The organism is Hymenobacter metallicola (assembly GCF_004745645.1).
In the GTDB taxonomy this organism is placed as follows: Bacteria; Bacteroidota; Bacteroidia; order Cytophagales; family Hymenobacteraceae; genus Hymenobacter; species Hymenobacter metallicola.
Map to the genome: position 1 here is coordinate 152,134 of NZ_SRMB01000004.1, position 23,201 is coordinate 175,334.

23 protein-coding genes are annotated in these 23,201 nt (G+C 60.2%); 10 read left to right on the forward strand and 13 right to left on the reverse strand.

Annotated features, from left to right (window positions below):
- The first annotated feature begins 4 nt into the window (after positions 1–4).
- From E5K02_RS19120 to E5K02_RS19130, 3 genes are all read left to right on the forward strand, one after another.
- Positions 5–748 carry an endonuclease III domain-containing protein gene (locus E5K02_RS19120; RefSeq protein ID WP_135396907.1) on the forward strand — a complete coding sequence of 248 codons (744 nt, stop codon included), beginning with the start codon at positions 5–7 and terminating at the stop codon, positions 746–748.
- A gap of 27 nt (positions 749–775) precedes the next feature.
- Positions 776–1,054 carry a DUF167 domain-containing protein gene (locus E5K02_RS19125; RefSeq protein ID WP_135396909.1) on the forward strand — a complete coding sequence of 93 codons (279 nt, stop codon included), beginning with the start codon at positions 776–778 and terminating at the stop codon, positions 1,052–1,054.
- 95 nt (positions 1,055–1,149) lie between these two features.
- Positions 1,150–1,944: a ZIP family metal transporter gene (locus tag E5K02_RS19130; RefSeq protein ID WP_135396911.1), complete on the forward strand. Its 795-nt coding sequence runs from the start codon at positions 1,150–1,152 to the stop codon at positions 1,942–1,944.
- A gap of 87 nt (positions 1,945–2,031) precedes the next feature.
- Here the strand turns inward: E5K02_RS19130 and E5K02_RS19135 are convergent, their stop codons facing one another.
- From E5K02_RS19135 to E5K02_RS19175, 9 genes are all read right to left on the reverse strand, one after another.
- A complete protein-coding gene (locus E5K02_RS19135; RefSeq protein ID WP_135396913.1) occupies positions 2,032–3,411 on the reverse strand; it encodes an ammonium transporter in 1,380 nt (459 codons plus the stop codon).
- 274 nt (positions 3,412–3,685) lie between these two features.
- A complete protein-coding gene (locus tag E5K02_RS19140; RefSeq protein ID WP_135396915.1) occupies positions 3,686–5,524 on the reverse strand; it encodes a polysaccharide deacetylase family protein in 1,839 nt (612 codons plus the stop codon).
- Positions 5,525–5,608: 84 nt separating this feature from the next.
- The gene (locus tag E5K02_RS19145) at positions 5,609–6,580 is read right to left on the reverse strand and encodes a M28 family peptidase (RefSeq protein ID WP_240737362.1); all 972 of its coding nucleotides are present in this window, start codon (positions 6,578–6,580) and stop codon (positions 5,609–5,611) included.
- Positions 6,581–6,600: 20 nt separating this feature from the next.
- Positions 6,601–7,674: a hypothetical protein gene (locus E5K02_RS19150; RefSeq protein WP_135396917.1), complete on the reverse strand. Its 1,074-nt coding sequence runs from the start codon at positions 7,672–7,674 to the stop codon at positions 6,601–6,603.
- 61 nt (positions 7,675–7,735) lie between these two features.
- The gene (locus tag E5K02_RS19155; protein ID WP_135396919.1) at positions 7,736–8,929 is read right to left on the reverse strand and encodes a threonine synthase; all 1,194 of its coding nucleotides are present in this window, start codon (positions 8,927–8,929) and stop codon (positions 7,736–7,738) included.
- An 80-nt stretch (positions 8,930–9,009) separates the two neighbouring features.
- On the reverse strand, positions 9,010–9,915 hold the full coding sequence (locus E5K02_RS19160; protein ID WP_135396921.1) for a LysR family transcriptional regulator: 906 nt from the start codon (positions 9,913–9,915) through the stop codon (positions 9,010–9,012).
- An 82-nt stretch (positions 9,916–9,997) separates the two neighbouring features.
- Positions 9,998–10,537, reverse strand: coding sequence for an RBBP9/YdeN family alpha/beta hydrolase (locus tag E5K02_RS19165; RefSeq protein ID WP_135396923.1), 540 nt, complete (start codon positions 10,535–10,537; stop codon positions 9,998–10,000).
- A gap of 18 nt (positions 10,538–10,555) precedes the next feature.
- Positions 10,556–11,392 (reverse strand): class D beta-lactamase, encoded by an 837-nt coding sequence (blaOXA, locus tag E5K02_RS19170; protein WP_167856493.1) that lies wholly within the window; start codon positions 11,390–11,392, stop codon positions 10,556–10,558.
- A 98-nt stretch (positions 11,393–11,490) separates the two neighbouring features.
- Positions 11,491–11,868, reverse strand: coding sequence for a hypothetical protein (locus tag E5K02_RS19175; protein WP_135396927.1), 378 nt, complete (start codon positions 11,866–11,868; stop codon positions 11,491–11,493).
- A gap of 263 nt (positions 11,869–12,131) precedes the next feature.
- Between E5K02_RS19175 and E5K02_RS19180 the strand changes: the two genes are divergently transcribed.
- The 6 genes from E5K02_RS19180 (at position 12,132) to E5K02_RS19200 (ending at position 18,205) form a co-directional block, all read left to right on the forward strand.
- Positions 12,132–13,376 carry a serpin family protein gene (locus E5K02_RS19180; protein WP_135396929.1) on the forward strand — a complete coding sequence of 415 codons (1,245 nt, stop codon included), beginning with the start codon at positions 12,132–12,134 and terminating at the stop codon, positions 13,374–13,376.
- Between the two features lie 162 nt (positions 13,377–13,538).
- Complete coding sequence (locus E5K02_RS25625; RefSeq protein WP_167856494.1) at positions 13,539–13,682, forward strand: hypothetical protein; 144 nt, start codon at positions 13,539–13,541, stop codon at positions 13,680–13,682.
- Between the two features lie 401 nt (positions 13,683–14,083).
- Positions 14,084–16,819: a S8/S53 family peptidase gene (locus tag E5K02_RS19185; protein ID WP_135396931.1), complete on the forward strand. Its 2,736-nt coding sequence runs from the start codon at positions 14,084–14,086 to the stop codon at positions 16,817–16,819.
- A gap of 115 nt (positions 16,820–16,934) precedes the next feature.
- Positions 16,935–17,378, forward strand: a complete 444-nt coding sequence (locus tag E5K02_RS19190; RefSeq protein ID WP_135396932.1) for a hypothetical protein — start codon at positions 16,935–16,937, stop codon at positions 17,376–17,378.
- 36 nt (positions 17,379–17,414) lie between these two features.
- On the forward strand, positions 17,415–17,804 hold the full coding sequence (locus tag E5K02_RS19195) for a hypothetical protein (protein ID WP_167856495.1): 390 nt from the start codon (positions 17,415–17,417) through the stop codon (positions 17,802–17,804).
- 53 nt (positions 17,805–17,857) lie between these two features.
- A complete protein-coding gene (locus E5K02_RS19200; RefSeq protein ID WP_135396936.1) occupies positions 17,858–18,205 on the forward strand; it encodes a hypothetical protein in 348 nt (115 codons plus the stop codon).
- Positions 18,206–18,275: 70 nt separating this feature from the next.
- Here the strand turns inward: E5K02_RS19200 and E5K02_RS19205 are convergent, their stop codons facing one another.
- From E5K02_RS19205 to E5K02_RS19220, 4 genes are all read right to left on the reverse strand, one after another.
- Positions 18,276–18,545 (reverse strand): hypothetical protein, encoded by a 270-nt coding sequence (locus E5K02_RS19205; RefSeq protein ID WP_135396938.1) that lies wholly within the window; start codon positions 18,543–18,545, stop codon positions 18,276–18,278.
- Between the two features lie 231 nt (positions 18,546–18,776).
- Positions 18,777–19,337, reverse strand: a complete 561-nt coding sequence (locus E5K02_RS19210; protein ID WP_135396940.1) for a helix-turn-helix transcriptional regulator — start codon at positions 19,335–19,337, stop codon at positions 18,777–18,779.
- Positions 19,338–19,534: 197 nt separating this feature from the next.
- Positions 19,535–20,275 (reverse strand): LytR/AlgR family response regulator transcription factor, encoded by a 741-nt coding sequence (locus E5K02_RS19215; RefSeq protein ID WP_135396942.1) that lies wholly within the window; start codon positions 20,273–20,275, stop codon positions 19,535–19,537.
- The gene (locus E5K02_RS19220; protein ID WP_135396944.1) at positions 20,275–21,297 is read right to left on the reverse strand and encodes a sensor histidine kinase; all 1,023 of its coding nucleotides are present in this window, start codon (positions 21,295–21,297) and stop codon (positions 20,275–20,277) included. The genes E5K02_RS19215 and E5K02_RS19220 overlap by 1 nt, the downstream gene beginning before the upstream one ends.
- A 257-nt stretch (positions 21,298–21,554) precedes the next feature.
- On the opposite strand from E5K02_RS19220, the gene E5K02_RS19225 reads away from it, so the two are divergent.
- Positions 21,555–22,298, forward strand: a complete 744-nt coding sequence (locus tag E5K02_RS19225; protein WP_135396946.1) for a DUF3108 domain-containing protein — start codon at positions 21,555–21,557, stop codon at positions 22,296–22,298.
- Positions 22,299–23,201 lie beyond the last annotated feature (903 nt).

Below are 23,201 nucleotides of genomic sequence, written 5' to 3' on the forward strand. Positions count from 1 at the left end.
CAGGGTGGAAAACCTCAGCCCCGTCTGCTCCGATTTTGCCGCTTGCCAGGCCCGGGCCTTACGCGCCCACGAGCTGCTGTGCGCGGAGTACGGGGCTCCGTTCCGTTTCTTCAGCACCAAAGACGCCCTTAGTGAGCTGATTAGCGCCCTGCTTTCCCACCGCACCCGCAACCAGGAGTCGCACCGGGCCTACCAGCAGCTGCGGGCCCAATTCCCGACCTGGGAAGCCGTGCGCGACGCCCCGACCGAGGCCGTAGAGCAGGCCATCAGTGCTTGCACCTGGCCCGAGCAGAAAGCCCCCCGTATTCAGGCGGTACTCCGCGAAATAAGCACCCGCTGCGGCGGCCCCTGCGACCTGGGCTTTCTGGCCGATATGCCCGTAGCGGAAGCCCGGGCTTGGCTGGAAACTATTTCGGGCATCGGCCCTAAAACCAGCGCGGCCACGCTGCTCTTCAGCTCCCTGCGGATTCCGGCCATGCCCGTCGATAGTCATCATCATCGGGTGGCCCAGCGCCTGGGCCTGATTGGGCCCAAAGTAGGCGAAGGACCCGCTCATAAGCTGCTGGAAGCTTTTCTGCCGCCCGATTGGGATGCCCAGCACGTGTACGACCACCACGAGGCCTTTATGTTTCACGGCCAGAAATGCTGCTACTTTCACAGCCCGGCCTGTGGCCGCTGCGTCGTGCTCGACCAGTGCCCCTTTGGCCAAGCCCGCCTCAACAAAACGGCAACCATAACCGCGGAATAGTATCTTGGCTGGCTATTCCAGCCCCTTATGCCCGTTATTCTGCACCTGAAAGCCAAGCCCAATAGCCGCCAGAGCCTGTTGGAAGTGGCTCCTGACGGTAGTATTACGGTACGGCTACAGGCCCCCGCCCAAGACGGCAAGGCTAACCGATGCCTGCTAACCTATCTGGCCGAAGTGTTCGGAGTCAGCAAGTCCAGCGTAGAACTGGTGACGGGCCATACAGCGCCGTTTAAAAAGGTGCTGCTAACCACTGTTGATGAGGCGCAGCTGCAAGCTACCTTGGCTCGTTTTCGGCTCCCGGGCTAACGTACTGTCGACCTATACTCGACTGTAGAAGCTACGTATAAAGGCTCAGGGCACTTTTCGTAACTCGCCGTAGCCCCGGTCCTTATTCTTTACACATGACTTTTCCGACCTGGGCCGTAGCGGGCTTTTGGGGCCTGGTTTCAGGTTCCGCTTTGTTGCTCGGCGCCGCTATCGGCTACTACGCTCACGTGCCGCAGCGGCTGATAGCAGCCATTATGGCTTTTGGCAGCGGCGTGCTTATCTCCACTCTTTCCCTGGAATTGATGGAAGATGCCTACGAAAAAGGGGGGCTGGACTCGACTGCCCTGGGCTTTGTGGGTGGCGCGGCGGCGTATACCCTGGCTAACTGGCTGCTGGCCCGGCACGGAGCCAAGCACCGCAAACGTTCGGGCGAGCATCAGAAAGTGGAGCGGCAGAAAGTGCAGGCCGGAGCCAAAGAGGATACCGAGCCCGGCGACGACAATGGCATGGCCCTGGCCGTGGGGGCCTTGCTCGACGGAATTCCCGAAAGCATTGTTATTGGCCTAAGTTTGCTGGCGGGCGGCGCCGTGAGCCTGGTAGCCGTAACAGCCATTTTCTTGTCCAACCTGCCGGAAGGCCTATCCAGTGCGGCGGGCATGAAAAAAGCAGGGCGCCCGGCCCGGTACGTGTTCCTGCTGTGGGCGGGCATTGCCGTGGTTTCGAGCCTGTCGTCGCTGGCTGGCTACACTATTTTCAGTCATTTTTCGCAGGAAGTAGTAGCGGCTACCACGGCTGTTGCGGCCGGGGCGGTACTGGCCATGATAGCCGACACCATGATTCCGGAAGCCTTTGCTACCGCCCATAACTTTACGGGGCTCATCACGGTGCTGGGGTTTCTGGCGGCATTTTTCCTGAGCAAGATGAATTAACGGGCAAAAGAAAGGCCGTCGGCTTCAACTCCGACGGCCACCCCTTCTATAAACCCTGATAAATCGTTACCACCGCAGCCGAGGTAATCAGATACGCTCCCCTACCTGTTCTTTGCGGTAGGTTTGCTCGAATTCTTCATCGATATGGTAAGTCGATTCCTCGTGTTGACTTAGGTCGAGACCTAGCTCTTCCTGGGCTAGTTTTACGCGCAGCCCGAAGAAAAGATCCGTGATTTTCAGCAAGATCCAGGCGCCGACGAAGGTGAAGGCAATAACAATGCCCAGGCCCAGCACGTGGTAACCAAAGGTGATAAACTCGCCGTGTACCAGTCCTACCTTATCGGCGAAGACGCCGGTGAGCAGCATGCCCACAATGCCGCCCAGGCCGTGGCAGGGAAATACATCCAGGGTGTCGTCGATGGAGGTGCGGCTGTTCTGCCAATGCACGGCAGCCTGGCTAATTAGGGAAGCCAGTACCCCAATCAGCACGCTTTGCCCGTAGGTAACGTAGCCAGCCGCGGGCGTAATAGCCACCAGCCCCACCACGGCTCCGATGCAGGCCCCCAGCGCGGTAGGCTTACCGCCCCGCACTACTTCAATCAGCAGCCAGGCCACCAGGGCCGCGGCCGAAGCCATATTCGTGTTGACAAACGACAGGGCGGCCAGCTCGTTGGCGCCCAGGGCCGAACCGGCGTTGAAGCCAAACCAGCCGAACCACAACAGCCCCGTACCCAGAATAACATAGGGCACGTTGGGCGTTAGAAACGAAGTTTTGCGGCCATGAATCGAACGGGGACCCAGCACCAAGGCCGCGGCCAGGGCTGCAATACCGGCCGAAATGTGGACCACAGTGCCCCCGGCAAAATCCAGAACGCCCCACTTGCGCAGAAAACCTTCCGGATGCCAGGTCCAGTGCGCTAAGGGGCAGTAGACAAAGATGCTGAACAGCACCATAAAGGCCAGATAAGCCTTGAACCGTACCCGCTCGGCAAAGGAGCCGGTAATCAGGGCCGGGGTGATGATGGCAAACTTGAGTTGAAAGGCAAAAAACAAAACGAACGGGATGCTGGGCGACAACACCGGATGGGGCGCCGTGCCCACGTTGCGCAGCATAATGAAGGTAAATGGGTTACCAATCAGCCCGTGCCAAGAGTCGCCATACGCCAGGGAGAAGCCCACGAAATACCAAACCAGCGAAATAACGCCCAAGGCCACAAAGCTTTGGAGCATGGTGGAAATTACGTTTTTGGGACGCACCATACCGCCGTAAAAGAATGACAGCCCCGGGGTCATAATCAGCACAAAGGCCGTAGCCGTCAGCATCCAGGCCACATCCGCTCCGTTGAGGCTACCGGCCGGGGCCGCCGGATGAGGTACTTCGACGAATGCGGCCAAGAGACTTAACACGATTAGCCCGACCAAAGTCAGCAGACTAATGCTGGGGCGAAAGACTGCAGAACGACTCATATGCGTATTTTTTATTACCTGCCTTAGATTACAAAGGTCAATTTACGATATGAATCATTATTTTCAGACAATACCCTATAAAATTTAAGGTGTTCCTGTAAATCCCATGGCCCTTCCAGAACTTATGCCCTAAAATTTTATAGCCTTATTCCTAAAACTAACAAACAGCAGTTTTTGCAAGCAGAGACAAGCAGAAGTAGTTGATAAGGCCACACCGGCCCGATCTGCAGACGTAAGCCTGAGACGACAGTAGGGTTGATAACACGCTAGAAAACTACTTTTTCCGCTTGAAGCGGTAATACTTCCGGTACCAGGGCGCCGTCTTTTTAAACAGGGAACCGGGGGTTTCCTCGGGAAACATATTGATGCGGAAGATTTGAAACCGGTCGTCCTCCAGGTGCATCCCGCCGGTATCGGTGGCTACTGCAAAAGCAAAGCCGGCTTCCTGAGCCAGTTTTTTCACTTCCTCACTAAGCGCTCCGTAGGGGTAGGCAAAAGATATTACTTCGGTGGCAAGGCTTTGCTCAAGCTGCTGCTTGCTGGCCGCTATTTCCTGGGCGGCCTCTTCCAGAGTCAGCGTGGTTAAGTTCGGGTGCGACAAGGTATGGGCCCCAATTTCCCAGCCGGCCGCTACAAAGGCCTGCTTCTGCTCCAGGTTCATAATGTCGCAGCGGGGCTCGGTAGGATCCGAGTCTACGTCCCAGAAATTGTAGCGCACCTGCGCATCGCCGAGCAGGTAGATGACGCCGCGGTAGCCGTAGTGCTGCATCAGAGGCAGCAAGTTGGTATAGTTGTCGGTGTAGCCGTCGTCAAAGGTCAGGATAAGAGGCTTGGCCGGAAACTGGCGCAGGTCTTTCTCGCCGTTGGCAAAAGCCCGGTACTCGTGAAAAGTAATGGGAGTAAACTTCCGGCTTTTGAAATACTGCAGGTGCTGCTCGAAGTTGGCCCGCGTCACGAAGATGCGGTGCTTGGTTTGCAGCGGCTCGGTGGGCACCTTGTGATACATCAGGATGGGAATAAAGCCCGGCACCCGCTTTTTCATCACGGCGCTGCGGTACACGCTCAGCACTTGAGTGGCAATGGCCGCCAGGTTGTAGTCGCGCTGCACCCGGGCCTGCAGGGCTGCCCCCACCGGGTAAGCCGCCGCCAGAAACGTCCGCGCATCGTGTAGCAGCTGGTCGTAGTCGACGGTCGTATCCTGCACCCGGGCCGAAATGTCGCCGAAGTTGGAAGCGGCGGCCTGCTCGTAGCTGGTTTCCGTCACCAAGCCCGCGTAGGTCGCCTCACCCAGGGCCAGCACGCTGGTACCGGCCCCCAAGGCCTCGATGGCCACCCGCCCGGCCCCCACGACCAGAGCTGACTGCTGCAACCAGTGGGGAACATCAGTGGTAAACCCGACCACTTCGAGCCGCTCCCCAAACTGCTCTTGCAAGGCCTGCAGTGCCATTTTACCAGCCGCCGGCAGTTGCTCCAGCTCCCCGCCCACCAAGGCAATGCGCAGCACCGGAAACTCCGCCAGCAGAGGGCCAAATACGTGCTGGAGCAATTGGGTGGCCCGCTCGCCTTTGCCCCCGTTGAAGCGGCCGATAAAGGAAAGGCGCAGCGGGCTCGCCTGGGTAGCCGGACCAGGACGCTGGGCAGAAAAATCCACGCCGTTGGGCAGGAGCACGATTTTGTCGGCCTGCATCCGTACTTCCTCAACCAGGTGGGTTTTCAGATTGGCACAAATGGCAATAACCTTGTCGCCGTAGATATCGAACAGGCTGGTGGAGGCGTGCAGGTGCTGGCGCCCGTGTACGGTCGATACCAGGGGTACGCCCGTGCCTTTCACGGCGAAATACGCTACCCAGCTGGCCGCCCGCGAGTGGGCGTGCACGACGTCAATCTGGTGCTCGCCCAGTAAGCGGCGAATGAGCAGAATATTGCGCAGCCGCTGGGCGTGGCGCCGGTTGCCGATGGATGTTTGCACGCACAGCGCCCCGGTAGGCAGCTCGGCCCGATCTGACACCATCACGACCTCGTGGCCCTGGGCCCGGTGCGCTTCGGCCAGGTGCACGGCGTAGCTGACCGAGCCAGCGAAAAACTCAGCGGACAATACGTGAAGAATGCGCATGCAGCAATGATTTCAAGCAAAAGCAAACGACAGCCCGGCCCGGGCCTGCTGGCAAAGGTATCATCTGGCCGGGAGCTGGGAGGGTCAGAGCCCCAGAATAGCGCCGAATACGCCATTGACAACTTCGGCCATGCGGCGGAAATCGAGCGTGTCGATGGTGTCGGTGGTTTGGTGGTAGTTGGCGTTGCGCAGGAAGGAAGTGTCGTTAATCATCAGCGCCTCGTAGCCATAGCGCCAGTAGTTGCGGTGGTCCGACAGACCCGCTAGGCCCACGGCGCTGGGCAGGTTAATGCTTTGCACGTCAATATCGGCGTGGGCTTGCATGAGTTTTTTCACCTGTTCGACAATCCTTTCCTGCCCTTGCTTGCCTACTACCGTGATAAAATTTCCGGTAGTGGGGTAAAGCCTGGCCAGCCGCTCATCCGGGAAACGCTGGGAGCCGGGCGCGTCGCTGAAGTAGCCGATCATTTCGTAGCAAATCATGGCCCGCACGGCCACGCGTTGGTCGTGCAGGGATTTGGCGTGCACGGCGCTGCCCATGTCTTCGGTGCCAAAGAACGGGGGTTCTTCCAGGGAATAAGCCACCAAATCGATACGGCGAGTCAGCGGCAACTGCCGGGCGTGCAGCAGGCGGGCCGTTTCGAGCAGGCCGGCCACGGCACTGGCATTGTCGTCGGCGCCGGGTTGCTCCCCGCACACGTCGTAGTGGGCACCTACGATAATGCGCTCGGCCTCCGGGGGACCAAAGGAGGCAATAATGTTGCGGTAGGACTGCCCGTCGACGCGGAAAGGCTGCTCCTCAACGCGGCAATCCAGCTTTTCCAACTCGCTCTTAATGTAGTCGGCCGCCTTATTCAGCGAAACCTGGTTGCGGTAGCTGCGGGCCGGGCGCAGGGAAGTCAGAAACTCCACATCGGCGTACAAACGGTTCTGATCAGCTTTCATCATCTTCTCTGAATTTCGTGGCAACACCTTCTTAGCGGACCGCTGCCAACCGGCCCAGGCCAGCACCAAAGCCGCCAGTGCCCCGACCACGACCAGCACGAGCTTTCTCATAGGGCTATTGTACCCTAAAATCAGTCGTTGGTTACGGTTCGGCTTTGCAAGAGCTGCTGGGCAGCTTCTACCGCAGGACCGGTGTAACGCCCTGACTCATCAAGAATTGCCCGGAGTTGGGCGGAGCTACAAGAAACGAACCGCTGACGAAATTCCTCCAGCCGGAACTGATGCTCCCGCTCCGCGGCCTGCAGCTGAGTTACCGACAAGCGGCGGTGATAAATAGAGGGAAAGCCGGTCTCCTCCAGACGATATTGTACGCCCATGGCCTGGGCAATGGCCTTGGCCGGACCAGTCAGGTGAGGAATAATGCATACTTGGTGGTTGGTCAGCACAAAGCAGACGTATTCGTACCCGTTTAAGGAGCGGCTCCGCGAATGGGAGCGTACCACCACGCACTCCCGCACTTGCTCCCGCCCGAATTCCAACGTGCCGTGTTGGTCCCGCAGCGTAAGCCAATGGCGCCCGGAGTCTACTTCTACCTGCTGCCCGGCCCCGGCGCGGGCGTATTGCCACTCGAGCCAGGCAACGGGGCCCAACTGCAGCAGCCCAACCAAGGCCCCAGCCACCACGATAGGCCAGCCCAGGGGCGTGGCCCCGGCCAGTACACTCACGGCTACGACAAGCCCCAGGGGCCGCAGCAGGGCCCGCCACGGGGAGCGGGGGCGCGACTGAAAGCGAAGAACCTTAGGCGGCGAAGCCGCGGCTACGCCCGGGCTCACCCTTTTCCAACCCGGCCAGGCCGCCAGCACACCCTCAAAGAGCATATGGATGACGTCCTCCGGCTCCAGGGTGTGGGCGTGCCAGTTCAGGGAAAGCTCCCCCTCATACTGCTGCTCTCCCAATCGAAAATTGAGCAGCACGGTCAGGTCGTCGGGCGAAGTAATCGTCAGCTGTTCCGGACCGCGCCGAAACCAGAGGCCGGGCAAGGTACTGGTCAGGCCTTCGCGCCGGCGCTCGGCCAGCTGGTTGAGCTGCGCGGCCCAGGGAAAGCCGGCATACGCAGCCAGCGCTTCGGCTTCGGTTACCGGGCCCTGCTCCCGCACTTCATCGGGATAAAAATCGACGTGCTGCCAGCCCCATACTGCGTCCATACGACCTTCGAGTTAGACCGCAAGCTACGGGAAATGTTGGTGCGAATACGCAGGAACGGGCCTAGTACTGGCCTTCCACGTTGTCGAGGTACTTCTGGCCCGAGCCCGTGTTGAGCAGCAGAATCCGCTCGTCGGCCTGCAGCCAGCCGGTGCTGAGCAGGTGGCGGGCGGCCATCCAGACGGCGGCGCCCTCGGGGGCCACAAACAGGCCTTCGAGGCGGCTCAGTTCCCGCATGCCTTCCACCATCTGGGCATCGGTGATGCTCACGGCCGTGCCCTGCGACTCGCGCAGCACTTCCAGCATCAGCGGTTCGCCCAAGGGGCGCGGCACGGCCAGTCCGTTGGCAATGGTGGGTTTGCCAACGTAGTGGTGGGAGTTGGCCTGCCGGCCTGTATAGGTTTCAATCAAAGGGCAGCAGTTGGCGGCTTGCACGGCCACCATGCGGGGCAGCTTCACAGCGGCCGGCAGCCAGCCCAGGGCTTTCATTTCCTGAAAAGCCTTCCAGATGCCGATAAGCCCCGTGCCGCCACCGGCTGGGTATAGAATCACGTCGGGCAGCTGCCAGCCTAGCTGCTCAGCAATTTCGTAGCCCATGGTTTTTTTGCCCTCAATCCGGTAAGGCTCCTTCAGGGTCGATACGTCGAGCAGCTCGCCGTTGGCATTGGTGTGGCGCACCCAGGCGGCGCAGTCGTTTATCAGCCCGTCGATAAGCTGTACTTCGGCCCCGTACCAGTAGCACTCTTCCCGAAAGGCCTTGGGCGTGTGGCGCGGCATGGCCACGACGGCCCGCATGCCGGCTTTGGCGCAATACGCAGCCATAGCCACTCCCGCATTGCCCGCCGTGGGTACAATACAGCCCTGAATACCCAGTTCTTTGGCTTTGGAAATGGCCATGCTCAGGCCCCGGGCCTTGAAGGAGCCCGTAGGGTTTTTGCCCTCATCCTTAAGCACCAAGGATTGCAGGTCGTAGCGGCTAGCCAGGCGCTGCAACTCCAGAATCGGCGTAAATCCTTCCCCCAAACTCACCCGGTTTTCGTCGTGGAGCAAGGGCAGCACCTCGCGGTAGCGCCACATCGAGCCGTCGGTCTGGCAAATACTGGCTTTGCTCAGGGGCTCCTGCAAGTCGTAGGTAGCCAGCAGGGGCATCTGGCAGCACTCCGACACGCGCTGCAAGACAAAGGCCGAGTGAGGCCGGCCGCAGGCGGAGCATTCCAGGGTTTGGATGCGGGAAGTAAGGGCAGTGCAGGTTTCCATGAGCGGGGCTGGAGAGTTGAGCTTTAGAACGGCAAGTAGCCCCGTCGGTATGCGGAAACAAAATAGGGATTCGGAATAGGCTATTCCATTTTCGAATAGTGCCGCTTCATAAACTGCACGAAGTCTTTGTAGGGCAAGTTATTTTCGGTGCCCTTGCGCTGGATGAAATTGAACTGCCGCCGCATGGCCAGCCCCCGGATGGGCACTTCCAGCAGCTCCCCCGACTCCAGCTCCTTGACCACGGCCTGCCGGGGCAAAAAGGCCAGACAGGTATCGACCCGCACAAAGTTTTTCAGGGCTTCGGTGCCGCCCAGGCGCACTTTTACGGGCAGGTCCGGCAGCTTCATCTGGTGCTGGGCCAGGGCTTCTTCCAGCACCGCCAACGTACCTGAACCGACTTCCCGCACCGCGAGAGGCACATTGTGCAAGTCCTGCACGGCCAGATTCTGGCGGTTCAGCGGGTTCTTGGCCGAACATACGGCAATGACGTCGTCGGTCAGGAAGGGCGTGTAGGTCACGTTGCTCACCTTGTTGATGCCCTCAATGATGCCCAAGTCAATTTCGTGGTCGAGCAGGGCCCGCAGGATATTCTCGCTGTTGCGGTTTTTAAGCGTGAGCTGAATATTGGGGTTCTTATTGAGGTAGGCCGACAGCACCGGCGGCAGCACGTAGAGCGAAATGGTAGTGCTGGCCCCTATCATCATCCGGAAGCGGGGGGAATACTCGGCGCTGAGGGCGGTGAACTCCTGGTGCAGCTCGTGTTGCAGCTGCTTGGCCACCAGCAGCTTCCGGTAGAGCACTTCCCCGGCCGGCGTTAGTTTGACCGTATTACCCAGCCGCTCAAACAAGCCGATTTTGTACTCCTCTTCCAGGGTCTTCACGTGCTTGCTCACCGCCGACTGGCTGACAAACAGATTCTGGCTGGCCTTGGTGAAGCTCAGCAGGCGGGCCACTTCCAGGAAGATTTCGTGCTTGTAGGAAAGCATACGGTTACAGAAAAGCGCCAGCCGGCACGGCACGGGTAGTAGCGGGCAAGGTACACAACTCCGTCGGGCGGCCCCGAATTACTCAGCCTACGTCCCTCAGCAACTCCTGCAGCAGCACGTGCCCCTGCGGCCAGAGCCCCAACGCAGACGCCGAGTTGATATGACCCAGGGCGCCTGCCTCCACGAAGCGGCTGCCCCAGGCCCGGGCAAAGTGGGCGGCACGCGCCAGCGGCACGTACTCATCCGTACTCGAAGCCACCACGATACTCGGAAAGGGCAGCTGGTGCAAGGGCATGGGCGCGAAGCCGACCGCCTGGGCGGGAAAATCGGCCTGCTCGGTATCGGCCGGGGCAACCAGCAGGGCCGCCCGCACCGGGCCGGTGCTGTGCTGCCGGGCCCAGTAGGCAATGGTGCTACAAGCCAAGCTGTGGGCTACCAGCACCACGGGCCCGGCGGCGGCTTGCACGGCTTGCTCCAGCCCTTGCACCCAGTCGGCGCACACGGGGGCCTCCCACTCCTGCTGCTCTACGCGCGAGTAGCCATAGTGCTGCTCCCAAAGGCTTTGCCAGTGCAGAGGCCCCGAGCTGCCCAGTCCGGGCACGGTTAAAACGGTAACGGGCATACGGTCAGAAATACTGGCCTACGGCTTTGGGGGTGAGAGCAGCTTGAATTCCTGCTGCAGAATCTGCTCGGTAACGGCCCGCCGGCCCTGCACAAACGTGGCCGTGGCCGGCTTACCATCCGCGGGCTCCGCATTCAGGGCAAAGAAGTAGGTTTTGCCGCCTTGCTCCACCCAGCCCACAAACCAGCCGTTGTCGTAGCCTTGCTGGGAGGTCCAGCCGGTTTTGCCGCGCAGCACCCAGCCCGGCCCGCGGCTCAGCACCAGCATAGCTTTGGTCAGGTCCTGGTTACGCTTCGACACGGGCAGTTTACCTTGCTGCAGGCGCCGCAGAAAGGCAAGCTGCTCAAACTGCGTGATGCGCGAGGCTCCGGCCAGCCAGAACGTATCGACGGTGGCGGGCGTCACGACCATGCGGCCAAACTGCAGCTTGGGCAGCCACTGCTGGTAGCGCGGGGCCCCGATGCGCCGGGCCAGTTCCTGGTAGCACGGCACGCACGACACGCGCAGGGCCCGGGCAAAGCTCATATCCTGATTCCACTGCGGGAAAGCGCGTGGCTTGCCATTCCAGCGAAATACCTCGGCCGTGTCGCGCACGGCTCCGGTTTCAAGGCCGATGAGCGTGTTGGGAATCTTGAAGGTAGAAGCTGGCAGAAACCCCTGCCGGCAGCGCGCCAGGTTGTAGGCCGTGTACTGGTCGGGGCCGGAGCCGGTTTCGAGCAGCAGAAAAGAGCCCTTTAGGTTGTACTGGGCGAAATACGGCTGAAAATCCCGTTCTACCGTGCGCTGGGCCAGCACGGGCGGGCTCAGTAGCAGCAGTAACAGCCAGCCGTAGCGGGGAATGAGGGAAGTAAGCAAGGCACAACAACTAGCGGCACCGCAGAAGCTAGAGCTGCTGCAGGCCTGGTGAGCATGAAATACGGCCAACTACCAGCCAATATGGAGTCAGCTGCCGCTTACTCGCCACTGATACGCTCCAGTTTCGAGAGCGTCAGGTAATAGTATTCGGGGCCGCCAACGGGCGCGGCATACTTGTCGAACTCGGCATAGTTACCCGTGAAGCTTACAACCAGCGAGTCTTTTTTGAACTCCTCCGGCAGTTGGCCGCAGATAAAGCCTACTGCGGCAGCCTCCAGGGCACTTTTCGCCTTGGTGCGGATGGTGTATTGGTAGGCCCGCGAATCGAAAAACACCAGGCCCTCACCGCTCACATTCTCCCGAACAATTTTCTTGGCATTGCAGGACTCCTGCACGGCAACAGCCTCGCTTTCCTCCTCGCAGGCCGCCAGCAGGCTACCCGCCGCCAACGCAACTACCCAAACAAGCTTTTTCATACGAGCTAACAACAAAGACCCGGCCCTTCCGGGGACGGAGTAGCAAGGTACTAAGTTGGGCGCAACCCGGCAGCGCGAGCAGGTTCCGCATTACCAAGTAGCTACCACCACTGTAAATGAGACGATACAGCTACCGCTTTGTACTTAGCTAACCTACACTACGGGCTGGCCTGCAACCATTTTCGGGCTCCGCAACTCCTACCCTTACCAGCCTGCGCCGCGGCAGCCGCTACTTCTGTTCCGTTAGCCAAACAACGAATGGTATGAACTCTACCCAAGCCACCACCCTGCTCCTGGCCCTTTCCGGGGCCTCCCTGCTTTTTTCCGCCTGCCAGAAAGACGCTACGGCTCCGGCCGTCGAGGACAACACGCCCGTGACCCGGCCCCTGACCGAGGCGGAGGCCAAAACGGTACACAGCGCCAACGACTTTGCCTTCCGCTCCTTCGCAGCTTTGCAAGCCAAAGAGGCCAGCAAAAATTTATTCATTTCCCCCCTGAGTATTTCGGCGGCCCTCACCATGGCCTACAACGGCGCCGACGGCACCACTAAGGAGGCCATGCGCCAAACGCTGGGTTTTCAGCCCCAAACCGATGAGCAGATCGGGCAGGCCTACCAGAGCCTAAACCAGCTGCTGCGGGGGATTGATAAGCGGGTTACCTTCACTCCGGCCAACTCTATCTGGCACGGCAAGCAGTATCAGTTGGCGGCGCCTTTCGTGCAGAAAAACTCAACCTACTTCGACGCCACCGTGCAGGCCCTGGATTTCAATTCGCCGGATGCGGTGAAGACAATCAACGGCTGGGTGAGCGACAAAACCCAGGGCAAGATTGACGGTATTGTGGAGGACCTGAGCCCGGAACACGTCATGGTGCTGGTCAACGCCATTTATTTCAAAGGGGTTTGGACGTATCCATTCGATAAAAAGCTGACCCAGAAAGCCCCTTTCCGCCGGGACGACGGCAGCCAGACCGACGTTGACTTCATGAGTGCGCCGAACAGCGAGTTCCTCTACTATGAGGATGCCCAGCACCAGGTTATCGACCTGCCCTACGGCAACAAGCAGTTCAGCATGACGCTCATTCTGCCCCTGGGGCAGAATACGGTCAGCAGCATCGTGCGCAACTTGAGCAACGCCCAACTCACCGGCTGGCTCACCAAGGCCAAGCCCTCCGGCCTGCCCCTACGCCTGCCCCGCTTCAAGATGACCTACAAGGCCACCCTGAACGATATGCTGAGCCAGCTGGGCATGGGGGAAGCGTTTTCGAGCCGCGCCAACTTCAGCCAGATGCTAGCCGGCGGCAGCCGCAACCTGGCCATTGATGCCGTACTGCACAAAACTTACGTGGAAGTGAATGAGGAAGGCACGGAGGCCGCCGCCGTTACGTCGGTCGGTATTGTTACGACCTCCATCCCCCCGACCATAGCCGTCGACCGGGCCTGCGTGTTCCTGATTCGGGAGAAGTCGTCGAATGCCATCCTATTCATCGGGCAGCTGATGAACCCCTGATAGCCTGGCTTTCCGGCGGGCCGGGCCGCCGCGCCATTCAGTTGAATAAGCGTACCTTTGGCCGGCAGCCCAAGTACGTTACGAGTCAGGTGGAGTAAACTCCGCGGGGCTTATTAGGGTATACGCTAGCGAAACCCACTTTTCAAGCCTAATTTTTTTATCATGGCCACGAACGACCAAACCACCGAAACCACCCAAACGGGTGCTACCGCCCAGCCCGAAACTGCTCTGCAGGCCCTGTACCGCCGCGTAAAGCAGGCCCAGGAGCGCCGCCGTCAGAAGCGTAAGCGTATTCACGCCCACTAGGTTTCCTAGCGCCTAGTATACCAGCCCTGTTTGCCTCCGGCAGACAGGGCTTTTTTGTGTATTGCAGTTTGGACTTTTCTACTTCCCCCGAAAAGCAATTCCTCAAATAAGAAGCTATACATATTACAATAAACATATAAATACTGATTGCTAAAGTCTTATAAAAATTCGTTTAAACGGATTGACAATTTATCAATAAGCATGCCTATAAATTATTTAAAATTTAACCATATAACCTAAAACCGGCCAACTACGTGCGTCGTATGCATGTTTTGTTGCCATATTCGTAGTAACGCACTCAGATCATCATCAAGTTTTCATCTGGGCGCTTGAGATTGGCGAATACCGGTACAGTTCCATCCTTCCTCCTTTCACCTTTCTTCCTTACCAACCTTTCTTTTATGAGAAAACGGTTATCTACCTTAGTCTTGGCTTGCCTGGCAGGCCACTCCCTTTTTGCCCAGGCCGTTGTCGATCCGGACTTGAAAAAAGCGCTGCAGACCAGCCCTCTGGCTCAGGTGGTCGTCACGTTTCAGGGCGAGGGTGCCCCCCAGCCCGCCCAGCTCAACCTGCTGCGCCAGCTTGGTATCAGCAAAGGCCTCACTTTCCGGGCCGTGCCCATCGCCGGTGTCCTGGCCACGGCGGCTCAGGTAGACGCCCTGGCGCACAATCCGCAGGTAAAGTCCTTGTACTACAACAAGCGCCTGAGCTACTACAACCACGACGACACCCACCTGACCGGCGTAAAGCGCCTGCGCGCCGACAAGGAACTGACGGCCCGCAACAAAGGCATTCCGGTGTCGGGCAAGGGCATCGGCGTACTGATTAACGACAGCGGCGTAGATGGCACCCACGAAGACATCAAGCTGGGCACCCACCTCGTGCAAAACACCCTGGGCAGCACCAACCTGAACTCCTACGACGCTATGCTGCCCGTGACCTACCTGGAAGGCGTGCCCAATACGGACACCAACTCGGGCCACGGCACCCACTGCGCCGGCACCGTGGGCGGCAACGGGGCTCGCTCCAGCGGCAAATACGAGGGCGTAGCGCCCGGCGCTTCCCTGCTGGGCTACGGCTCCGGCGGCGCCCTGCTGGTGCTCGACGCCATCGGGGGCTTCGACTACGCCCTGACTCATCAGTACCAGTACAACATCCGGGTCATCAGCAACTCGTTCGGCACCAGCGGCGACTTCGAGCCGACGGATCCTATCAACGTCATCACCAAAAAAGCCTACGACCGGGGTATGGTCGTGGTATTTGCGGCGGGCAACGAAGGCCCCGGCGCCGATACGCACAACCCCTACGCTATTGCGCCCTGGACCATTTCGGTAGGCGCCGGTGACCGGTTTGGCCGCCTGGCCGACTTCTCGTCCCGCGGCGTGAAAGGCGAAGGTGGCACCTTTGTGATGGACGGTGAAACCTGGAGCTTCGCCAACAAGCCCGTCATTGTGGCGCCCGGCGTTGATGTGGTGTCGACCCGGGTTATTGCCCCGGTTTCGTCCTTGGGGGCGCAGATGGACGCCGAACTGCTGGAGCCGGCCCACATTCCCTTCTACACCCACATGAGTGGCACCTCCATGGCCACGCCCCACCTGGCCGGCGTAGTGGCCCTCATGCTGGAGGCCAACCCGTCGTTGTCGCCCGCCCAGGTGCGGCAGATTCTGGAGAAAACCGCTACCAACATGCCCGGACGCGAGTCGTGGGAAGTGGGCGCGGGCTACGTGAATGCCTACGCCGCCGTGGACAAGGCTTTCCGCAGCACCAACTTCGGCTCGACGGTGAATGCCACGCGTAGCTTCAACAGCAACGTCAACTTCCTGAGTGCCCGCCAGGATTTCAGCATCAACTACAGCCCCCTGCCCACTTCTACGAACCAGCTGACCTTTGCCGTAGCGCCGGGCACGAACAGCCTGGAAGTGAAGGTAAGCGCCACGGGCCTGCTGGGCCAGACCGGCAACCCGGTAAACCTGATTCTGACCGACCCCAACGGCGTGGAGCACCGCTCGGGCATTCCCGTGCTGTTTGCCCAGACCTACGACCGTAGCGTAGCCGTGGCAGCCCCCGCGGCCGGCACCTGGACGCTGAAAGCCGAAGGACTGCAAGGCCTGGCCTTACCCGAGACGATTACGGGCAACATCACGCAAACCGTTGCCAACGGCACCACCGGCCTGGGCGACATCAGCGGCCACCCGGCCGAAGCGGCTATCAAGCTGGCCGTGAGCAAGCGCCTGGCCGACGGCCTGAATGGCGGCTACCGCCCCGACGATTTGCTGCGCCGCATCCAGCTGGCCGACTATCTGTTGATGGGGCAGGCGGTGCGCCAGTACCTGCCCACCACGGGCGCGGTGTCCTTCACCGACGTAACCGGCGACCAGCTGCTGCTGGCCGAGGCCGTAACGGCCAAGGGCGCTGCCCTGCGGGACCGGTTTCAGCAGTACAACGGCCTGATGCGCGCTATGCCAACCGGGCAGTTTTCGGCCAACGGCACCGTAGACCGCACCACTCTGGCCTATGCCCTGGTACAGGCCCTGGGCTTGCAGGAAGCGGCCCTGGCCCGCACCGGCAAACCCGTAACGGTGCAGGCTGATGGCAAGACGATTCCGGTGGAAGATGCCGCCAAGATTCCGGCCGGCCTGGAGGGCTACGTAAGTGTGGCACTGGAGCTGAACCTGATTAACGCCTACTACACCCTTACCCAGGGCACGTTTGATCTGCAGCCTACCCTGCACGCCACGTTCAAGCCCACCCAGAACGTAACCCGCGCCGACTTTGCGGTGATTGTGACCCGCACCTTCCCGCAGTGGGAAGCCCTGACCCAGCCCGTGGCCGGTGCTTCGCAGACCAGCCCCGCCGGCACCTCAGCCGCGGCGGCCCGCACCCAAGACGTGGTAGGCGCCTATCCGAACCCTTTCTCCAGCACCACAACGCTTAGCTACAACCTGCCCCAGGAGGGCTTTGTAACGGTAGACGTGTATAACCTGCTGGGGCGTAAGGTGAAGTCGGTAGTAGCCGAGCAGATGATGGCCGGCTACCACGAGGTGAAGCTGGACGCCAGCAACCTGACCCGCGGCACCTACCTGTTTACGGTGAAAGCCAACGGTACCACTTCTTCGCACCGCCTGGTGGTGCAGTAAATCCTAGTTCTTGAATTCTGAGTAAGGAAAAGGCCCGCGTCTTCCGGACGTGGGCTTTTTGTTGTTGGGTAGCTTTGGCCTCGTGGCCGCCCCAAACGCTCTTATGCCTTGCCGTATGCGTAAACCGTGTTTTGTCCCGCTCCTGCTGCTACTGGCCGCCTGCACCAGCCCCGAGCCGGTGCGCCTGCAAGTAGTAAATGACAGTCAGGAGAAAGCCGTGGCTATCGTCGTGCGCTGCGACGGAGCCACGGTACTGGACACGGTGGTAGCCAAATTCAGGACCGGCGCCGACCGCCTCATCCGCCACCTGCCGCTGCAACCCGGGCTGCACCGCATCGAGGCCGAAGCCCGCGGGCAGCGCACCCGCCTCGATACGACCATCACCACCGTGGGCACCAATGTGCTGGGCCTCACCTTCCGCTTCGACTCCCTGGCAGCCCGCGTGCAAACCACCTACTACGCCGACGGAGCCGAAGGGGAAGTCACCTTTCCCGCGTTTTACGTGCGCCGCTCCTTTCGCCTCTACCAGTACCAGGCCCGCGACCCGCAACGCCTCTAATGCCCGTTGCGGCAATTTGGTGCGTTATCTTACCCCATGATGAAAGCTTACTCTTTGCTAGTACTAGGCGCTTTAAGCATCGGCAGCTGCCAGCAGAAGCCCGACCCGTTCAGTGCAACTCCACCCGCCCAAACCAAAATCCCGAAGCCGGCGGAAGCCGCAGACCCAGCGGAAGAATTTGGAACAGCTCCGCCTAAATCAGGGCCAGTGACTACCGCGGAAGCGGCCCTCTACGCAGTAAGCTACTACCAGATGGAAATGACCGAGGGTGGGCAGTACGAATTTGATTCGGCCAGGGTGCAGGAAGCTGCCGCGCACTGGCAAGTGGTACTACCTAGCCTTCCCGGGGATGGCCGCGTACCCAACAAGGCCGTTTTTCAGGTCGACAAGGCCACGGGAGACGTTCAGGTTCGGTTTGTGAAATAACCGCCAGCTCGGCGGCCGATGATGGTCAGCAATTTGCTGCGTTACTTTGCCTCATGATGAAAGCTCTTTCTTTCCTACTGCTCGGGGCCCTCGGGGCCGCCAGCTGCCAGCAGACGCCCGCCACGGACAATACCATGCTGCCGGCCTCAGCCGAAACCACGGCTCCAACAACCTCGGGGGCCGCTGCTACCGAAGCCGATGCCCGCGGAGCCGTGAGTCGCTACGTGCAGGAGCTGCCCAATGCCAAGCTCTTCGTGCTCGACTCGGCCACGGCTCTGGAAGTCGACGGGCACTGGCAGGTACTGGTGCCCCGCACCGACTGGGCCGGCCGCATGCCCAATAAAGCCGCCTTTGAAGTAGACAAGGCCACCGGCGCCGTACGCACTTTGATGGTAAAATAGCCCCGATATAAAGCACGAAAAAAGCCCGAACCAGTATCAGGTTCGGGCTTTTTTCGTGCTAATCAGCCGCTTATTTTCCTAGCTGGTCGCGGTGTTCCTGCTCGGTATCGGGCTGGTTGCGGCGGTCGGCGTGGTCGTCGGTGCCGTTGATGAAGTCTTCGTCGCCTTTGGCCAGGCTGTGTAAATGGCGAAGACCGTCGCCCATCGTCACGCCGGCTTCGGTATCGATGGTGGGCATGCCGCTCTGGATGTTGCCGTTGCCGGAGTTGGCAGCATTTGCACCAATGGCGCCGGGGGTTTCGTCTTGCTTCTTATCGGATTTCTTGGGGGTATTGGCCATGATTTCTAGGAGTAGGCTGCCCGGGGCAGCGAGGTTGGAAATTGCAAAGCGGCCTTGGTAGTGGGCAGCTCCTGCTGGCTATACGCGGGGGAAAGGTCCCGGTTTTGTGGCCTGCCTAAGTTCGCCAGCAACGCCCTGCTCGATGCTTCGGGTCCGCTGTAACTCACCTCTGCGACGCCTTAGCCGCGGGTGCCCGCTCCGTTTTCCTGTAATCCGCGCTTACTTCTGCCGCTACCCGGCTGCCAGCGGCACTTTTAGATAAGCGGCCAACACAGTTGCCTCGGCCCGCAGTCCGGCCAGCCGGGCCTCCAGCAGCCGATGTTGCGCCGGGTCACCATCTCCTTGCAGAGCTTGTTTGGCTTCGGCTGTAGTCGTTGTCACCCAGAGTTGGTGCCTTTCGGCTTCGTCAGGGGGCAAAGTTGCCAGTAACGTGGGCACGGCGCGCAGCCAGTCGAGGGCCCGGCGGGTCCGGGCCTGTCCCCGCTCGAGGCGCTGGGTCAGCTGCTGCATTTCGTGGGCCACGGCTGCCGCCCGGGTGTGCAGCGGGGCGGCTTGCTCCTGATTGAGGGCGGGCAGGGGCGTGGGCGGGCCGGGCGGTGGCAACGCCTGGGTGAGCCAGGTTAAAATTATTCCGGCCCGGGCGGGCAATACCCGTTGCCCGGCTTCTATCTTCGTGACCAAGTGGCGCGAAACACCCAGGGCGCCAGCCAGCTGTTCCTGAGTCAGGCCCAAGCCCGTGCGGATAACGGCAAGGTAGTGCAGCGTGGGTAGTGTAGTGGAAAGGCGGGGCATAGGGCAACTTGTCTCCTTATTCAGTTATTATAGATTTTTGGAGACAAGCACTTTGTCTCCTCGTTTACTCTTTACGAGATGTAGGAGACAAATGGCAATTGCGACTTCGTGATAAGGCAACGAGCTTATTAGAAAAGCCGCTAGGTTATCACGCCGGCCAGCGGCGCCCTACCTGTAGCGGGGCCTGCACTGTGCCACTAATGCAGGCGGGACTCAATGAAGTCGCGAAAGGCTTTGCGGTAAGACTCGCTCACGGGTAGAAACCGGCTGCCGATCTGCACCTTGTCCTTGAACACGGCGTCGATGCCCTCCAGGCTCACAATGTAAGAGTGGTGAATGCGGACGAAGTGCGTGGCGGGCAACTGCTGCTCCAGGGTTTTGAGCCGCTGCAAACTCACGATGCGCTGCTGGCGGGTGTGGATGGCCACGTAGTCTTTCAGGCCTTCCACGAACAGGATATCAGCCTGCCGGATCTTGACGAGGCGGTTCCCATCCTTCACGAACAGAAACGGCGAGGGTTCAGTCTGATTAAGCACGGCCGAGGGTGTCGCCGGCACAGCCGGCACTGGCGCATTGCCGGGCAGCAGCCGCCGGGCCTGGGCCTTGTGCACGGCCCGCAGAAACCGCTCCAGCGTAATGGGTTTGAGCAGGTAGTCGACCACGTCGAGGTCATAGCTTTCCAGGGCGTACTCGGAGTAGGCCGTAGTCAGAATCACCAGGGGCTGGCGGGGCAGAATCTTGAGCAAAGCCAGGCCGGTCAGCTCGGGCATCTGCACGTCGAGCAGTAGCAGGTCGATGGGGTGACTGCTGAGTTCCTGCAGGGCAGCCAGGGGGCTGGCGCAGGCCGCGTGCAGGGTCAGAAACGGCACTTTTTCCACGTAATCAGTAAGCAGCTTCCGAGCCATCGGCTCATCGTCCACAATCAGGCAGCGCAGCATCAGGTCAACGTTAGGGTGAGATGGACGCGGTACTCCGTGGGGCCGTCGTCGACGTGCAGCGCGTGGCGGCCGGGGTAGTGCAGGGCCAGGCGGCGGTGCAGGTTTTGCAGGCCCGTACCGGCAGTGGTCGGGGCTGGCGCGGGGTGCGGCAGTCGGCCGTTGGCCACGGTGCAAACGCACTCCGCGCCTCGCAGCCGGATCAACACCGTGACCCAGGCCTGCGGGTCGGTGGTGCTCACGCCGTGCTTAAAGGCATTTTCCAGGAAGGTAATCAGCAGCAGCGGGGCAATGCGCACCCCTTCAACTGGGCCTTCGACCTCGAACTGCACCGGAACGGGGGCGTTGAGGCGCAGCTTTTCCAGGCTGATGTAGTTCTGCATGTACTCGATTTCCTGGCTGAGGGCCACGGTGGCATGGTTCGACTCGTAAATCATGTAGCGCATCATCTGGGCCAGCTTGGCCACCACCTCCGGCGTGTTCGGCGACTGGGTGTAGGCCAGGTAGTAGAGGTTGTTGAGCGTGTTGAAGAGGAAGTGCGGGTTGATCTGGGCCTTGAGCAGCTTGAGCTCGGCCGTGAGCTGCTCGTTTTCCAGGGCCCGGGTGCGGGCGTCAAGGGCAAACCAGCCCACCACGAAGTGCAGCATGCTCAGGAAGGCCACGATAAACAAGGTACCCACCACCACCGAAAACACGAAGGCTCCCGACTCCACGTAGCTCTGCTGCATGGGCCCCACCGCCAGTTGCCGCTGCACCAGCACCCGCACGGCTACCACCAGGGCAAAGGGGGCGGCCAGCTCCAGCAGGTAGCGCCCGAGCTGCTGCCGCCGCAGCCCGCGGGGCAGCAGGTAGAAAAAGTTGAGGTAGCCGATGAGCAGGTTGCTCACCAGCGGCACCAGCGAATTGGCCAACGCCAGCCGCCAGCCCGCCTCCCGGCTGATCTGGTAGAAGTAAAACGAAAAGTAAACGCCCCAGAACGAGAGGTGCAGCAGCAGCACCCGGTGGCGGCGAAGAAGCCCGAGCATGGCGGTAAGTACAGATGGGTCCCCAAGATACCCGCCGCACCGCGGGCAACCCGCACGCCCCGCCGGATTTTCGACCGTTGCCCGGTTTCCCTCGACCCTTAGCCCGGCAAGAGTACCGAATGCGGAACCAGCCAGTGGTTGAGCAAAACCCGGCAAGGGCCGAATAAGCCGGCATAACGGTCGAGTAGCGCGGGGAAGCCGACGGCGCCGGGCGTACTTGGCTCCCGTCTTTTTCCCCTCCCCTTATCCTCTACACTATGAAACTTTCCGGCTTACTGCTGGCCCTGGGCCTGACCAGCACCGCGCATGCTCAATCTACTTCAGCGCCTACCGACACGCTGCTGCTCACCCCGCGCCGCAGCGTTGACGGGCAGCTTATCCGGCCCTTCTCGGCCCGCTACACCATGCTTATGCGCCGCCAGGGCCAGGAGAAGCCCGTCGGCAGCGTGGCTACTTCCTACGAGTACCTGACCCGAGCGGGGCAGGAACTTGGGCTCAAGCGGTCCGTCATTACCTTTCCCACCGGCGCTATCGTCGACAGCGGCACCGTGGACCGCCGCACGCTCTACCCCCGCACCCACCGCTCCCACCAGCCCAACGGCCGCACCCTGGCTCTGGACTTTGCTGGGCCCCGCGTCACGGGCTTCAACCAGGTGGGCGCCCAGCGCACCGCCGTCGACCTGACTACTTCGGCGCCCCTATTCGATTCCTTCTCGGCTGACCTGGTAGTGCTGGCCCTGCCACAAAGGGCCGGGCAGGCCTTCAAGTTTGCCCAGTACGTGTACGAGAAGGGCGGCCTGGACTGGGTGCGGGGCCGCATTGTGGGGGCCCAGCCCCTGCCTGCCCCCGACGGCAAAGCCAGCCGACCGGCCTGGGTGGTGCAAACCTTCGGCGCGGACCAAAGCACCGTCACGTACTGGCTCGACGCCTCGACCCGCCGGCTGCTCCAGGTAGAGTTTGCGGGGGCCGGCCGGGAGCTGATTATGCGGCAGGTGGAGTAGCGCGGGGGTAGTTAGTACACTTCGGCTATGTTGTTCAACTGCTCCAGTAAGGGGTGACGGGTGATGCTAGGCAGTGAAGGTGGGGCGCAGGCTCCGCCTTTTTGATTTGTAATGAACTATGAGCAACTCGGCTTAGTAGCACTCGGTCACCAGTTATGGCTATTCGTCTATGGTGCTGCTGTATGGGGGTTCGACTTAATCCAGTTGCTGCTTCCTGGGAAACAGACTGGAGAAGTAGTCATACAACGCGTTGAATCTTGCCGCCTGCCGTTTGTTCTCCGAACTATGTAGCGGACCAATATCAACTTGGATATCATGTTCACGCTCCAAGCGGACCCATCCACTTACATCATCAGTCTGCTCAGAATACATCTTTGGCTCAGTGTATACTGTGTCTATGTTAGATATTTGCACTGACTCAATTACCGATTTGGTTAGCGCGAAAAGGCTATCCGCCTGAGGAGCAGTCACTGCTACCTCTACCGTATCAATGAGCAGTCTGCCTCTGGCGCCGGTTTGCTGATCATAGCTATACTCTCGCCTTGCATGGTAAGCATACATCACGGTGCTCTTCTCCTCTGGTAGATGGCGAAACTGCCGAAACCGATAGGACTTTCGCCTCAAGCTATACTTCGAGCTAGACCACTCCAGCCCCCCGGATACTTGAGCTTCAAGGATATATGAGTATGTTCTCTTGACAGTAAATGCCTCCTTTCCAGTAGGCTCACATGATGCAACAACACCTAGCAAAGCTGATAGTCCCACGTATTTGCCAACGCATACTGAGAGTGAGTTGCTGTTCATCATGAGGAGCCTGATTGACCAATTAACCAAAGCTATTTATTCTCTTCTATTCGTTCCTCAACACTAGATATATAGCTCCCACCTCAACCGTATATCCCC